The sequence below is a fragment of the Inhella inkyongensis genome, assembly GCF_005952805.1.
Classification (GTDB): domain Bacteria; phylum Pseudomonadota; class Gammaproteobacteria; order Burkholderiales; family Burkholderiaceae_C; genus Inhella; species Inhella inkyongensis.
Genome location: NZ_CP040709.1, coordinates 1,821,775 through 1,836,304, shown reverse-complemented (window position 1 = coordinate 1,836,304; position 14,530 = coordinate 1,821,775). Strand labels below are relative to the sequence as shown.

Here is a 14,530-nt window from a genome sequence, read left to right as displayed (position 1 = left end):
TGACGAAGGCCTTACCTTCGCCAAGGAGCGGCCTAGGGTTGGCCCTGAGGTCCCTAGAATCGCGCGCCATGAAACCCGTCCCCGCCCCCTCCTCGATGCGCTCGTTGCCCAATCTGATCTTCGCCAGCCGCTGGCTGCAGCTGCCGCTCTATCTGGGCCTGATCCTGGCGCAGGCGGTCTATGTCTTTCACTTCTGGGTCGAGCTGGTCCATCTGATCGAGGCGGCCTTTGGCAGCCAGGCGGCGCTGGAAATGCTGGTCAAGAGCATCGGCTACGCCCAGGTTCCCAAGCTCAACGAAACCGTGATCATGCTGGTCGTCCTCGGACTGATCGACGTAGTGATGATCAGCAACCTATTGATCATGGTGATCGTGGGCGGCTACGAAACCTTTGTTTCGCGCATGAATCTGGAAGGCCACCCCGATCAGCCCGAGTGGCTCAGCCATGTGAATGCCTCGGTGCTCAAGGTCAAGCTGGCCACGGCCATCATCGGCATCTCGTCCATTCACCTGCTCAAGACGTTCATCAATGCAGAGAACTACAGCGAGAAAGTGCTGCTGTGGCAGACCCTGATCCACATCGCGTTCTTGCTCTCGGCCATGGCCATCGCCTATACCGACCGCCTCCTTCAGCACCCAAGCAAGACCGACGCACACTGAGCCCACGGGAAACTCCCTAGCACTCACCTTGAGCAAAGGGCCGCCTCTATGGCGGCCCTTTGCTTTTGGCCCTTCTGCAAGTTTGGTGAAAGCCAGCCGTCAGAAGGCGGTCAGGGCCGACCCAAAGAATCGCCGCCATTCCAACTGCCTGGAGAAGGTCATGGGTGATTCAGTGGTCGAACGGGTCAAGACCCACCCGAAATACCTGGAGCTCAAACGCAAGCGCAATGGGCTGGGCGTTCTGCTCACCCTGTTGATGCTCTTGGTGTACTACGGCTATGTGGCGTTGATCGCCTTCAACAAGCCCTTCCTGGCCCAACCCCTGGGAACTGGCGTGACCTCGATCGGCGTGCCCATCGGCATGGCCGTGATCGTCTTCACCATCGTCATCACCGGCCTTTATGTGCGCCGTGCGAACAAGGAGTTCGACACGCTGACGCAGGCCATCCTCAAGGACGCCCAGCCATGAATGCCTCCCGACTCCTGCTGGTCTTGATGGCCAGCCTGGCCGCCGGCACTGCCTTTGCCGCTGGCGGCGACCTCGGCCCCACCGCGAAGCAGGCCACCAACTGGACCGCCATTTCGATGTTCAGCGTGTTTGTGGTGGCCACGCTCTGGATCACCAAGTGGGCTGCGGGCCGCACGCGCTCGGCGGCGGACTTCTATACCGCCGGCGGCGGCATCACCGGCTTCCAGAATGGCCTGGCCATTGCCGGCGATTACATGAGCGCCGCCTCTTTCCTGGGCATCTCGGCCGCCGTGATGGCCAGCGGCTACGACGGCCTGATCTACTCCATCGGATTTCTGGTCGGCTGGCCCGTCATCACCTTCCTGATGGCCGAGCGCCTGCGCAATCTGGGCAAATTCACCTTTGCCGATGTGGCGGGTTACCGCTTCAAGCAGACGCCGATCCGCGCCTTCGCCGCCAGCGGCACGCTGGTGGTGGTGGCCTTCTACCTGATCGCCCAGATGGTGGGCGCAGGCAGCCTGATCAAGCTGCTGTTCGGCCTGGACTACTGGGTGGCCGTGGTGCTGGTGGGCGCGCTGATGATGGTTTATGTGCTCTTTGGCGGCATGACGGCAACCACCTGGGTGCAAATCATCAAGGCCGTGCTGCTGCTCAGCGGTGTGACCTTCATGGCCTTCATGGTGATGGCGCAATACGGCTTCAGCCCTGAGGCCCTGTTTGCCAAGGCGGTTTCGGTAAAGACCGAGATCGCCAGCGCCAGCGGCAAGGGCGCCGAAGAAGCGGCCAGTGCGGGCCTGTCCATCATGGGCCCGGGCGGCTTCATCAAGGACCCCATCTCGGCCATCAGCTTCGGCATGGCCCTGATGTTCGGCACGGCGGGTCTGCCCCACATCCTGATGCGCTTCTTCACCGTGCCGGACGCCAAGGAGGCGCGCAAGTCGGTGTTCTGGGCCACGACCTGGATCGGCTACTTCTACATCCTGATCTTCTTCATCGGTTTTGGCGCCATCACCCTGGTGCTCACCAACCCCGAACTGGCCGACACCGCCAAGGGCGTGATCAAAGGCGGCGCCGGCACGGCCAATATGGCGGCGGTGCTGGTGGCCAAGACGGTGGGCGGCAATGTGTTCTACGGCTTCATCTCGGCTGTGGCCTTTGCCACCATCCTGGCCGTGGTGGCGGGCCTGACGCTCAGCGGCGCCTCGGCCGTCAGCCATGACCTCTACGCCACCGTGTGGAAGAAGGGCAATGCCGACTCGGCCTCCGAGCTCAAGGTCTCGCGCCTGACCACCCTGGCTCTGGGCGTGGTGGCCGTGGTGCTGGGTATCGCCTTCGAGAAGCAGAACATCGCCTTCATGGTCAGCCTGGCCTTCGCCATCGCCGCCAGCGCCAACTTCCCGGTACTCTTCATGAGCGTGCTGTGGAAGGACTGCACCACCAAGGGCGCAGTGATCGGCGGCTTCCTGGGCCTGATCTCGTCGGTGGCCCTAACCGTGGTGAGCCCCTCGGTGTGGGAAGCGACTCTGGGCAACCCCAAGGGCTCAGCATGGTTCCCCTACACCTCGCCCGCGCTGTTCTCGATGACCATCGCTTTTGTGGGCATCTGGCTGTTCTCCATCCTGGACCGCTCGGCCCAGGCCGGCAAGGAACGCGCCGCGTTTGCTTCGCAGCAGGTGCGCTCGGAAACCGGGCTGGGCGCAGAGGGGGCCTCGGGCCACTGAGTCATTGACTGTTGAGTACGGGGCCGGTCTCTGACCGGCCCTTTTTCCTTTGGCCACAGAATCCACAGCACCCACCAACAGCGGGAAGGCACCCGCGGACCACCATGCAGCTCGATTGGCTGAACACCCCGGGCCTGAGCGCGGTGAGCGCCTGGGGTGGCTGCGCGCTGTTGCTGCTCAGTCTGCTGCTGATGCTGCGCGAGCCAGCGCTGGCGCGCCGGCTCGGTGGCTGGGAGACCATGGCGCGCGCTCACCATCGCGCGGGGGTCTGGGGCTATGCGCTGTTGCTGCTTCACACCCTGGGCTGGGCGCAGCGCACCCCATCTGCCGATTGGGTGGTCCAGAGCCTGAGCCACCCCGCCTTGTTCCTGGGTTGGCTGGCCTTGCTGGGACTGATGGCCGGCCTGGCGCTGAGCTTTTCCCAGACGCTGCCCCCGCGCCGCTGGCGCGCCCTGCATCAATTGCTGGGCCTGTGCCTGCCGCTGGGCCTGCTGCACGCGTTGCTGCTGGGGCCGCAGCGCCCCACTCAATTTGTCCTCCAGGCGCTTCTGGCGCTGGCCCTGGCGACGCTGGGCTGGCGGGCCCTGGTCATCAATCGTGGCCTGAGCGCCCAACCCTACCGCGTGTGTGCGCTGCAGCACCCCACATCCCAAGTGGTGACCTTGCGGTTGGAACCCTTGGCCCTGCCTCTGGCGCTGCGGCCGGGCCAGTTCGTGCTGGCTCGATTCCCAGTGCAAAGCGCTTACGCAGGCTGTGGGGAGTTCCACCCCTTCAGCGTCAGCGCCGTGGGCGCGCAGGGCCGGCTAGAGCTGACCATCAAGGACTTGGGGCGCTGCTCGGGGCGCCTGCAACAGGTGCCTGTGGGCGCTGACGTGCAACTGCAAGGCCCCTTTGGCCGTGCCCTCGACCCCAGCCCCGGGAAGGCACAACTCTGGGTGGCTGGGGGCATCGGCATCACCCCCTTCATGGCGGCGCTTCGCCAAGGTCCGCCCAGTGAGCCCACCACCCTGCTCTATCTCTACCGCCAGGCCTCAGAGGCCACCTTCCTGGACGAGTTGCTGGACCTGGAGCGCGAGTTGCCGAACCTGCAGCTGCTGCATGCGCAGGACCCTCAGGCCCAGTGTCTGGATGGCTTGCTGGCGCGCGTGGCAGCGCTGGCCGCACGCGAGGTCCAGGTCTGCGGGCCACCGGCTCTGCTGCGCGTGGCGCTGCCGCGGCTGCACGCCGCCGGGGTGACGCCGGGCGCCATCCATGTGGAACGCTTTGAGTTGCGCTCATGAGGAGCCTCTTCTACGCGGTGACCGCACTGTTCTGGCTTGCCCTCTTGGCGCTGAGCGGTGCGGCCCCCCTTGAATTGCAGGCCCCACCGCCCACCGCAGACGAGCGCCGCATCAGCACCACCGAACTGGCCCGCCACGCGCGCGCCGACGACTGCTGGTTGGCCATCAACGGCCAGGTCTATGCGCTCACCGCCTACCTGCCCGAACACCCGGCCGACCCCGCCCTTCTGCCGGCCAGGTGCGGCCAGGACGCCAGCGCGGCCTACCGCGACAAGGGCATTGGCCGCGCGCACTCGGCCCGGGCCGATCGCCTGTTGGCGCAGTACCGCATCGGGGCCTTGGCCGATTAGGCGGCGTGCCGCGCTATCCAGGCGAAGAACTCCTGGTACCAGAGCTTGCTGTTGCGGGCTTTCAGCACCCAGTGGTTCTCATCCGGGAACCACACCAGCCGCGCCGGCACGCCGCGCGCCTTGAGCGTGTTGTAGTAGGCCAGGCCCTGCGCGTCGGGCACGCGGTAGTCCAGCTGACCATGGATCACCAGGGTCGGCGTCACGGCGTGCTGCACCATCGAGATGGGCGACTGCGCCGCCACCTTGGCCGGGTCCTCCCAGTAGGCCGCGCCCAGCTCCTGCGGGAACCAGGTGTAGCCATCGGTGGCGAACATGGCCTGCCAGTCAAAGCAGCCGGCGTGGCAGATGTAGGCACGGTAGCGCTGCGGGTCCACACCGCGCCCGCTGTGCCCGTTCATCCAGGCCACCATGTAGCCGCCATAGCTGCCGCCGCTGGCGCAGATGCGGCGTCGGTCGATCCAGCGCTGCTGCAGCAGCCAATCGGTGCCGGCCTCCACGTCCTGCAGCTCCAGCTGGCCCCAGCGACCGCTGATGCTGTCCTTGAAGCCATGGCCAAAGCTCGACGAGCCGTGGTAGTTCACGCAGGCCACCACCTGACCTTGGGCGGCCATCAGCTGCGAGTTCCAGCGCCAATGCCAGCTGTCGCCAAAGGCGGTGTGCGGGCCGCCGTGGATGACCTGCAGCGCCGGCCACTTTTTCTTCTTATCGAATCCGGGCGGGAAGACCAGCCACATCTGTACCGGCTCGCCCTGCGCGCCGGTGAGCCACACCTCTTCATGCCTGCCCCAGGCCTGGGCGTCGAGCACCGCGTCGTTGAGGGCCTCGATGCGCTGTGCGCCGTCTTCGGACAGCACACTCAGCCGCGGCGGGAACTGCACACTGTCATGCAACAGCACCACGGTCTCGCCCCGGGTGTCAAAACCGGCCGCGTGGCCGCCTTCAAACAGCAGCGCCGGCTCATCAGCCAGCGGCGTCAGTTCCCAGTGCCAAAGGTGGCGCCGGCCTTCGTCCTCGGCTTGAAACCGAATGGCGGCATCGTCCTCGGTCCAGCGCAGTGGCGCCTCGACCTCGCGGTCCCATTGGGCACTGACGACGGCCCAGTGGCCCTGGTCATCCAGCACTGCCAGCTGCGCCGGCGCGGTGTGGCTGCGGCCACGCTCGGTGGCCACAAAGGCCAGATGCCGGCCGGCGTGGCTGTGGCGCGGCGCGTCGAAGTCCCAGGCGGGATCCTGCAGCAACACGCGGATGCTGCCGGTCTTGACCTCGATTTCTCCAAGCGCAAAGCAGTTCTCGGCGCGTTTCTCCGCCGCCGGGTCAAAGCTGAACACGATGCGGCGCCCGTCCGGGCTGATGTCAAAGCTGTGCGTCCCGGGCTCCTTCCAGTCCAGCGAATAGTCCGTGCCCTCCATCAGGTCCTGCACCTTGCCGCTGACGCAGTCCAGCACCAGCAGATGCGGCACCCGCCCCATGGGGATGTGGTGGTCCCAGTGGCGATAGAGCAGCTCATCCGTCACATAGGCCGATTCCTTGCGGGCCTTGAAGTCCTTGAGCGCCTGCGCCTGCGCCTTGGCACCCTTGAGCCGAGGCCAAACCCAGGACACGAACGCGATGCGGCGCCCATCCGGAAACCAGCGGAAGGCCTCCACCCCGGTGGCCACGGTCGCCACACGGCAGGCCTCGCCACCGTCCGGGGCGATCAGATAGAGCTGCGCCTCCTCGTCCTTCGCCCCGCCCTGCTCGCGCCGCGCCACGAAGGCAATCTGCTCGCCCGTGGGGCTCCACTGCGGCGCGCCGTCCTTGTCACCGGCTTCGGTCAACCGGCGCGGCTCGCCACCCAGGGTCGAAAACAGATAGAGGCTGCTCTGCGCCTTGTTGTCCTCCATGGAAAAGCGGGTGACGCTGGCCACGGCCTGGGCGCCATCGGGGCTGAGGCTGGGCTCGCCGATGCGGGCCAGGGCCCAGAGGGTATCGACATCAAAGGCTTGCGGGGACTTCGGCATGGCAGCATGGTTTGACTACGAAGCCGCGAAGTGTGGCAGCTCCTTCAGTTGCCACCCCCTAGCCGCCTACCCTGCCAGCCATGCCCAACAAAGCGCCACGCGCCAGCAACTCGGGCAGCAGCACGAACATCACTGTGGCCGCCAGAGCCTGCCACAGCTTAGGGCGCATCACGATCAAGATCGTGAGCAACAGGCTTCCGAACAAACTGAGAATTTGCAGCACGGAGTGCATGCGCGCCAGGGGTTCAATCGCGGCGCTCAGCGCCGCGATGAAGACCAACATCGCAAAGCAGCAGCGCAAATACTCCCGCCGCTCGAAACGAAACAGGTGCGCCGAAAGCGCAAGAAACCAGCCGCCAACGACCGAAAAAAACAGGGCCATAAACAGATTCATTCGTCCAACACCTTCGCGGCACCATAGGGCCGCTCGAATAGGCCGGGCAATGTAGTTGTGGCACCGGTTTTTGTGGCCCCTTCAAATGGATGACGGGCCGCGAGCCGCCGCGAAATAGTCACGAATCTGCGCGACTCAGGGGCGACTCCTACGTCAAAGCCGCTGCACTCCGGCGGGGTGGTTCCCCGCGTCGACCCAGGCGCCCGAAGCAAACCAAGGGTCGCCCTCCATCGCCGCGCACAGCATGGGCAGCGCGTCCTGGCCCCAGAACAACTTGCCCTGCCATTCAATCGTCGGCACGCCGAACACGCCGGCCGCCAAGGCTGAATCGGTGGCCTGACGCAGGCGCTGTTTGGCCATCTCCTCATCCGCGCTGCGGCGCGGGCCTAAGCGTTCGGCCAGCGCCTGCAGGCGCTCGGGGGCGTTGGCGTCGGCGCCTTGGCCCAGCCAGACATGGTTCAGCACCTGCTCCACCACCCAGCGCGAGGGGGTTTGGCCCTCGGGCGCGCAGGCCCAGGCCAGGCGCAGCAGAGCCAGGGGGTTGAAGGGGTGCTGGGCCGGCAGAGCCAGGCCCTGTTCTCGGCCCAGCCACAGCACCTGGCGGTAGGTCCAGGCGCGCTTGGTTTCGATCTCAGCCGGGCCCTTCTGCCCATTGGCCTTGAGCATCGCGCCAAACAGCACGGGCACATAGTCCACCACCACGTTGTGGCCGGCCAGGGCCTCGGGCAGCTGCCAGAAGGCCAGGGCCGCATAGGGCGAGATGGGGTCGAAATAAAAGCGCAGTGCTTGCAACTCACTCATGGCGCGGCCTCTCTCGACAAGGTCAGAGGGGGCAGGCCCAACTGCTTGCGACGTGCGGGCAACTGAGCCCAAACCAAGCGCTTGAAGTCTTCGCTGGCCTGGCCCCAGCCGGCAATTTCATCCAGCCGGCGCGCACAGCCCAGGCAGAGCTGGGTCTGGGCGTCGATCTTGCAAAGCTGGATGCAGGGGGAAGGCAGGGGGTCAGGTTTCATCGGCAAAAGGCGTCAAGCGGGCCTGGCTGTGCTGCAGCAGCTGCTGCGGCGGCAGGCCAAATACGGTGCGCGGGTGGCCGGCGGCGGCCCACACGGTTTCAAAGCGCATCAGGCTGGGGTCCATCAGCACCTGGGGAGCGGCCGATCCAGGCGATGGTTCAAAGCCCAGCGGGGCAACCCCACCAATGGCAAAGCCGGTGTGGCGACGCACGAAATCGGCATCGGCCTTCTGGTGGGGGCCAAATTTTTGGCCGAACTCGGCGCTCAAACTCGCGGCATTCACGCGCCGGTCGCCCGCGGTGATGCACAGCACGGCTTGTTCGCCAAAGCGAAGCAGCACCGATTTCGCAATGGCACCCAATGGGACGCCCAGGGCCTCGGCAGCCTGCGCGGCCGTGTGGGTGGCTTCATCCAACCAGCGCGGTTCGGCCTGGCAGCCGGCGGCCCGCAACGCGCCGCGCACGCGCGCCACGCCCGGGTGGGAGTCATCATGGGTCTGGCTCATGCCCGCATTGGAGCATTGCGAAACAATCCCCCTCCCCCCGCCTCTGTTCACTGCTCACCGTCATGAACCTCCGCGCCCTGCCCCTGCCCGTTGGTCTGCCCGGCCGCCTGTGGTTGCACTCCATGCCAGGGCGGCTGGAACCCTGGGCGCAGTTCGAGGCCCTGGCCGCCCAGGCGGGACTGAGTCGCATCGTCTGCCTGACACCTTGGGATGAAATCGACCGGCTGGCGCCCGCCTATGGCCGCGCCATCCATGCCCAGCCACCCTGGCACTGGCAGCACCTGCCGATGCAAGACTTTGGGCTGCACAGCGACGCGCAAAGCTACGCCGACGGGGTTGGACAGATCGTGGCAGCGCTGCGCCAGGGGGAATCGGTGCTGCTGCACTGTGCGGCGGGCATCGGACGCACCGGCAGCACGGCCGCGTGCGTGCTCAAGAGCCTGGGGCTGAGTGCCGACGCCGCCCTGGCCCAGGTGCGGGCGGCGGGGTCGAATCCACAGTCGGCGGCACAGAGCGGGCTGCTGGATGCCTTCTGATGAGTTGGAGCTTGTCCACCTAGGCCCAGAGATCCTGGTCATCAACAAGCCCGCCGGCCTGCTCTCGGTCCCCGGGCGTGGAGAGGACAAGCAGGACTGCGCCTGGGCCCGCGTGCAAGCCAAGTTCCCCGAAGCCCTGGTGGTGCACCGGCTGGACATGGCCACCTCGGGCCTGCTGCTGTTTGCCCGCGGCGCCCAGGCCCAGCGCGAATGGTCGGCGCGCTTTGCCGAGCGTCAGATCGAAAAGCGCTATCAGGCCCTTGTATGGGGCGAGCCCCTTGCAAGCGCCCCCGGCTGGCAACGCATCAACCTCCCACTGATCAGCGACTGGCCCAATCGCCCCAGGCAAAAGGTCGATTGGGAGACCGGAAAGCCCAGCCAAACCGACTGGCAAAGACTGCCCGCCACGAGCCCGCCCGGCACCGACCCACCCGGCACCACTCGCCTGCTGCTGCGGCCCATCACCGGCCGTGCCCACCAACTGCGTGTGCACCTGTTGGCACTGGGTCACCCCATCGTCGGCGATGCGCTCTACGACCCCGAGCGCCCAGCACCGCGCCTGATGCTGCATGCACAAAGCCTGGCCATCCCCGGGCTAACCCTGGAAAGCCCCTGTCCCTTTTGATTTCTGGTGGACAACTTCCGACACCCCCCGCGGCGACTGGTCAAAATCGCCCGCTTTGCCGACTTTCACTTTGCCCAGCCCCATGCAATTCCTGCCCCGCCGCGCGTTTGCGCAAAAAGCTCTGGCTCTGGCTTTCATTGCCGCTGCCCCTGGCCTGCATGCGCAAACCCAGGACAGCACCGACAGCGCGACCATGGCCGCGCCGGCCGCCATGTTCCTGGAAGGCGTGCCCGCCATCCCGAAGGCCTTGGCCGAGCGCATGGCGGCCTATACCGAGTTCCGCGGTCATGGCTTTTCCGGCTGGCACCCCACCAAGGCCGAAATGCTGGTGAGCCACCGCGCAGCCGGCGCCAGCACTGCCCAGCTTTTCCGTCTTGATACGGCCCTGGGCGAACTCAAGCCCGTGACCCAAGGCCCCGAGCCGGCAGGCGGCGGCAGCTACGAACCCAAGGCGGGCCGCTACATCGTGTTCAGCCGCGCCAGTGGCGGCAACGAAGTGACGCAGATCTACCGCCAGGGCTTTGATGGCAGCGCGGCGGTGCAGATCACGCACACCGACGAGCGCAACGCCATGAATGGCTGGCGCAAGCCCCAGGGCGAAATCGTCTACACCAGCGTGCCCATCGACCGCACCGCCCAGGGCGGCAGCCGCGCCAAGGTGATGACCACCTTCTGGGCCGTGAACCCCGAGGCCAAGGACCCGATTGCCGAGCGCCGCAAGATCGTCGAACTCGAAGGTGGCGGCTGGGGCGGCAGCGTCAGCGAAGACGGCAAGCGCATGGCCCTGAGCCGGTACCTGAGTGCCAACGAATCGCAACTCTGGGTCATGGACCTGGAAGGCGAAAACGCCGGCAAGCCCGTGCAACTGCTGCCCAAGCCCGGCAGCGACGAGCCCAAGGCGGTCTACGCCGGCAGCTTCAGCCGCGATGGCAAGTCGATGTTTGTCGCCACCGACCGTTTTGGCGAATTCCGCGAACTCAGCGTGCTGGACCTCAAGACCCAGGCCCTCAAGCGCATCACGGCCCACATCCCCTGGGACATCGGTGGCGGCTCACTGAGTGCCGACGGCAAGACCCTGGTGATCCAGGCCAATGTCGATGGCCGCGACGAAATGCACTTCCTGGACACCAAGACCTGGAAACCCAAGGCCGCCCCCAAGGGCCTGGCCGCCGGCTCGGTCGGCAGCTCGGTCTTCCACCCCAAGCTGCCGCTGATGGTCTATTCGGTCAACAGCAGCCAGGGTCCGAGCCAGATCCATGTGCTGGACTCCAAGGGCAAGAGCCAGCAGTGGACCCAGGCCGCCGTGCCGACTTCGATCGACACCCGCGCCTTCCGCGACACCGAAATCATTCGCTGGAAGAGTTTTGACGGTCTGACCATCAGCGGCCTGATCAACCGCCCGCCGGCCAAGTTCACGGGAAAGCGCCCAGTGCTGATCAGCATCCACGGCGGCCCTGAGGGCCAGGCGACGGTAGGCTTCCTGAGCCGCTGGCAGTACTACATCCAGGAGTTGGGCATCACCCTGATCCAGCCCAATGTGCGCGGCTCCAGCGGCTTTGGCAAGACCTTCCTGGCGCTGGACAACGGCTTCAAGCGCGAGGACTCGGTCAAGGACATCGGTGCCCTGCTGGACTGGATCAAGACCCAGCCGGACTTGGACGCCGAGCGCGTGATCGTGGCGGGCGGCAGCTATGGCGGCTATATGAGCCTGGCCGTTTCCACCCACTACAGCGACCGCATCGCCGGTGCGGTGGACATCGTGGGCATCAGCCACTTCGTCACCTTCCTGAACAACACCGAAAGCTACCGCCGTGACCTGCGCCGTGTGGAATACGGCGACGAGCGCGACCCGGCCATGCGCGAGTTCCAGGAACGCATCTCGCCCCTGACCAACGCGCACAAGATCAAGAAGCCGCTGTTCGTCATCCAGGGCAAAAACGATCCGCGCGTGCCCTACACCGAGGCCGAGCAGATCGTGGCCAAGGTGCGCGAACTGGGCACACCGGTCTGGTACATGCGCGCCGACAACGAGGGCCATGGCTTTGCGAAGAAGGAAAACAGCGACTACATGAACTGGGCCATGGTGCAGTTCATGAGCCAGACCATCCTGAAGTAAGCCAACGCACTGGAACGATTCGACGGCCCCTGTTGGGGCCGTCTTGCCTGGAGCCTTCGATGCACCCTCGCCTGCACCCACCCATCCGCGCCACGCGCTCGGCCTTGTCCCTGGCCGTCATGAGCCTGGCGCTGATGGCCCAAGCCTCAGCACAGGCACCGGCACAAGCCCCGGCCGCAGCAAACCCGCCGGCACCCAGTAGCGCGGCAGCACCTGCCACGCCCAACTCCGGCCCGCAGCCCTTCGCCAGCGTGGTCAAGAACGCGACCCGCATGGAGGGCTTGTTCACCCTCTGGCAGCGCGACGACAAGGTATGGATCGAGCTGGCGCCCGAGGACTTGAACAAGCCGCTGTTGCTGTCGCCCAAGTTCAGCAGCGGCATCGGCGAGCGCGGTCTGTTCGCGGGGCTGATGGCCTCGCGCTGGGGCGGCGGCGTGGGCAAGCAGCAGATGGTGCAGTTCCGTCGCGTGCACAACCAGGTGCAGCTGCTCGCCCTCAACTCACTGGTGCGCGCCCAGGCCGGCACGCCGAGCGCGCGCACGGTCGAAGCCAGCTACTCGCCCAGCCTGCTGGGCAGCGTGACGGTGGCCTCGCAGCCCCACCCCGAGCGCAAATCAGTGCTCATCGAGGCCAATGGCCTGTTCCTCAGCGACATGCAAGGCCTGGGGATGACGCTCAACCGGCTCTATCGCCAGAACTACGCGCTGGACCGGGCGAACTCCCACATCACGACGGCCCGCGCGCAGGCCGATGCGGTGATGCTCAATGTGAACCAGCACTTCACCGCCACCACCTTGGCCGTCGCCCAGCCCACCCCGGCGGGCGCCCCCAGCGGACCCCAGCCCAGCACGCCCGGTACCCTGCCGGATGCGCGCAGCCTGTTCATGGGCATCCACTACACGCTGATGAAGCTGCCCGATCAGCCGGCCGCGCCGCGCGCCGCTGACCCGCGGGTGGGCTATTTCCAGACCGCGGTGGACGACTTCAGCAACGACCTGGCCCGCACCCCACGCCAGCGCATGATCAATCGTTGGCGGCTGGAGAAGAAGGACCCCACGGCCGCGCTCTCCGAGCCGGTCAAGCCCATCACCTTCTGGGTCGACCGCAATGTGCCGCTGGAGTACCGCGACACCCTGGTGGAGGGCATCCTGGAGTGGAACAAGGCCTTCGAGCGCATCGGCTTCAAGAACGCCGTGGTGGCCAAGATCCAGCCCAACGACGCGAGCTTCGACACCTTGGACGGCAACGTGGCCTCGGTACGCTGGATGGTCAATGTGGACCCCAGCTTCGGCGCCATCGGCCCCAGCCATGTGGACCCACGCACGGGCGAAATCCTGGACGCGGACATCGCCTTTGAAGGCCTGTCTTCGCGCAATCAGCGCTGGTTCCGTGCCGCCACGCTCAAGGGCGTGACGGACTGGGCCCAGGCCCTGCAAGCCCACGACGCCTTGCGCGAAGGCCTGGTGCCGGCACCGCAGCACACCGACGCCCATCCGCACTCGGAGGCCTGCCAATTTGCCGACCGCGCCATGGAGCAATTGCACTACGGGCTGGATGTGTTGGCCGCACGCGGTGACGTGCAGCCCGATGGCCCCGAGGCCAAAGAATTCATGCTCAATGTGCTGCGCGGCGTGGCCATGCACGAGGTGGGTCACACCTTGGGGCTGCGGCACAACTTCCGCTCCTCGCGCGCCTACACCTGGGCCCAGATCAATGACCCGGCCTTCACCGCCGCCCATGGCATCTCGGGCTCGGTGATGGAGTACCCCGGCACCCATCTGCCAGCGCCCGGGCAGGCCCTGTTGCCCCACCATGGCCGCACACGCCCGGCCCTGGGCCCCTACGACTATTGGGCCATCGAGTACGGCTACAAGCCGCTGGCAAAGGAAGAGGAAGCCGAGGCGCTGCAGCGCATTGCCGGCCGCAGCGCCGAGAAGTGGCTGGCCTACGGCACCGATGAGGACAACAGCCTGGGCATCGACCCCGAGTCCTTGTCCGACGACCTGGGCGACGACCCCATCGCCTTTGCGCGCAGCCGGGTCGCCATCGCGCGCGACATGATCGCCAAGCAGGAAACCCGCAGTCTCAAACCCACCGAGGACTATGCGGTGCTGCGCCGCACCCTGGGCTTTGTAGCCGGCGACCTGGGCCGGGCCGCCGGCATCCTGGTGCGTCAGATCGGCGGGGTGAAGACCCTGCGGGACTTCCCGGGCTCGGGTCGGGATCCGCTGCAACCCAACTCCGCTGCTTTGCAGCGAGAGGCACTGGATCTGCTCGGCAAACATTTCTTCTCGGCCGGGGCCTATGCCTTGAGCCCTGCGCTGGAGCGCCGCCTGGCGCCTGACTTTGCCGAACGTACCGACGCCCTGTTCGAAGGCGAACGCACGCCCACCACCATGTACTCGTTCACCAACCAGTTGGTGGATTTGCAAAAGGCCTTGTTGGCCCAGTTGCTCAGTGATGGCGTGGCCGGACGCATCCTGGACAGCGAGGCCAAGCTCGCCAAGGGCGAGGCCTTCCCCTTAGCCGAGCTCTATCAGCGCCTGGGCCAGGACATTTGGAGCGAACTCGGCGGTGCGGCCGATATCCCGGGCACCCGCCGCGAGCTGCAGCGCGAACACGCGAACCGCCTTGCCGCGGCCCTGCTGCGCCCCTCAAGCGGAGCGCGGGCGGACAGCCGCAGCCTGATGCGTGCGCAGGCCAAGACCCTGCTGGCGCGCATCCAGGCGGGTGCCAACAAGGCTGGCTTGTCGGCTGAGGCGCGGGCGCATTTGCAGGATGTCGCGGAGACCTTGAGCCTGGCCCTGCAGGCCAAGTTGCAGCGCAGCGGCGTTTAACAGCGGAGATTGAACGCAGCGGGGG

At 66.3% G+C, this 14,530-nt stretch carries 14 protein-coding genes; 9 read left to right on the top strand and 5 right to left on the bottom strand.

From position 1 onward, the window contains the following. The first annotated feature begins 68 nt into the window (after window positions 1-68). The 5 genes from FF090_RS08885 to FF090_RS08865 all read left to right on the top strand — a co-directional run bounded on the left by FF090_RS08885 (window position 69) and on the right by FF090_RS08865 (window position 4,479). Window positions 69-659, top strand: coding sequence for a TIGR00645 family protein (locus FF090_RS08885; protein ID WP_138856381.1), 591 nt, complete (start codon window positions 69-71; stop codon window positions 657-659). 160 nt (window positions 660-819) lie between these two features. Beyond that, complete coding sequence (locus FF090_RS08880) at window positions 820-1,128, top strand: DUF485 domain-containing protein (protein WP_138856380.1); 309 nt, start codon at window positions 820-822, stop codon at window positions 1,126-1,128. Continuing rightward, complete coding sequence (locus tag FF090_RS08875; RefSeq protein WP_138856379.1) at window positions 1,125-2,849, top strand: cation acetate symporter; 1,725 nt, start codon at window positions 1,125-1,127, stop codon at window positions 2,847-2,849. Before FF090_RS08880 ends, FF090_RS08875 begins: the two co-directional genes overlap by 4 nt. A 104-nt stretch (window positions 2,850-2,953) precedes the next feature. Beyond that, the gene (locus FF090_RS08870; protein ID WP_138856378.1) at window positions 2,954-4,129 is read left to right on the top strand and encodes a ferric reductase-like transmembrane domain-containing protein; all 1,176 of its coding nucleotides are present in this window, start codon (window positions 2,954-2,956) and stop codon (window positions 4,127-4,129) included. Continuing rightward, a complete protein-coding gene (locus tag FF090_RS08865) occupies window positions 4,126-4,479 on the top strand; it encodes a cytochrome b5-like heme/steroid binding domain-containing protein (RefSeq protein ID WP_138856377.1) in 354 nt (117 codons plus the stop codon). The genes FF090_RS08870 and FF090_RS08865 overlap by 4 nt, the downstream gene beginning before the upstream one ends. On the opposite strand, the gene FF090_RS08860 is transcribed toward FF090_RS08865, so the two are convergent. The 5 genes from FF090_RS08860 to FF090_RS08840 form a co-directional block, all read right to left on the bottom strand. Beyond that, window positions 4,476-6,479 carry a S9 family peptidase gene (locus tag FF090_RS08860; protein ID WP_138856376.1) on the bottom strand — a complete coding sequence of 668 codons (2,004 nt, stop codon included), beginning with the start codon at window positions 6,477-6,479 and terminating at the stop codon, window positions 4,476-4,478. The two genes, FF090_RS08865 and FF090_RS08860, sit on opposite strands and share 4 nt — an antisense overlap. 58 nt (window positions 6,480-6,537) lie before the next feature. Then, window positions 6,538-6,861 (bottom strand): hypothetical protein, encoded by a 324-nt coding sequence (locus FF090_RS08855; RefSeq protein ID WP_138856375.1) that lies wholly within the window; start codon window positions 6,859-6,861, stop codon window positions 6,538-6,540. A gap of 165 nt (window positions 6,862-7,026) precedes the next feature. Continuing rightward, the gene (locus FF090_RS08850) at window positions 7,027-7,674 is read right to left on the bottom strand and encodes a 2-hydroxychromene-2-carboxylate isomerase (RefSeq protein ID WP_310732992.1); all 648 of its coding nucleotides are present in this window, start codon (window positions 7,672-7,674) and stop codon (window positions 7,027-7,029) included. Next, complete coding sequence (locus FF090_RS08845) at window positions 7,671-7,886, bottom strand: DUF1289 domain-containing protein (protein ID WP_138856374.1); 216 nt, start codon at window positions 7,884-7,886, stop codon at window positions 7,671-7,673. Before FF090_RS08845 ends, FF090_RS08850 begins: the two co-directional genes overlap by 4 nt. Continuing rightward, window positions 7,876-8,391 carry a YbaK/EbsC family protein gene (locus FF090_RS08840; protein ID WP_138856373.1) on the bottom strand — a complete coding sequence of 172 codons (516 nt, stop codon included), beginning with the start codon at window positions 8,389-8,391 and terminating at the stop codon, window positions 7,876-7,878. Before FF090_RS08840 ends, FF090_RS08845 begins: the two co-directional genes overlap by 11 nt. A 62-nt stretch (window positions 8,392-8,453) precedes the next feature. Here FF090_RS08840 and FF090_RS08835 point away from each other — a divergent pair, with 62 nt between their 5' ends. From FF090_RS08835 to FF090_RS08820, 4 genes are all read left to right on the top strand, one after another. Then, a complete protein-coding gene (locus FF090_RS08835; protein WP_138856372.1) occupies window positions 8,454-8,927 on the top strand; it encodes a protein-tyrosine phosphatase family protein in 474 nt (157 codons plus the stop codon). Next, window positions 8,917-9,552 carry a pseudouridine synthase gene (locus tag FF090_RS08830; protein WP_138856371.1) on the top strand — a complete coding sequence of 212 codons (636 nt, stop codon included), beginning with the start codon at window positions 8,917-8,919 and terminating at the stop codon, window positions 9,550-9,552. The genes FF090_RS08835 and FF090_RS08830 overlap by 11 nt, the downstream gene beginning before the upstream one ends. A gap of 82 nt (window positions 9,553-9,634) precedes the next feature. Beyond that, window positions 9,635-11,668, top strand: a complete 2,034-nt coding sequence (locus tag FF090_RS08825) for an alpha/beta hydrolase family protein (protein ID WP_217503031.1) — start codon at window positions 9,635-9,637, stop codon at window positions 11,666-11,668. Between the two features lie 59 nt (window positions 11,669-11,727). After that, on the top strand, window positions 11,728-14,505 hold the full coding sequence (locus tag FF090_RS08820) for a zinc-dependent metalloprotease (protein WP_246071550.1): 2,778 nt from the start codon (window positions 11,728-11,730) through the stop codon (window positions 14,503-14,505). Window positions 14,506-14,530: the final 25 nt, after the last annotated feature.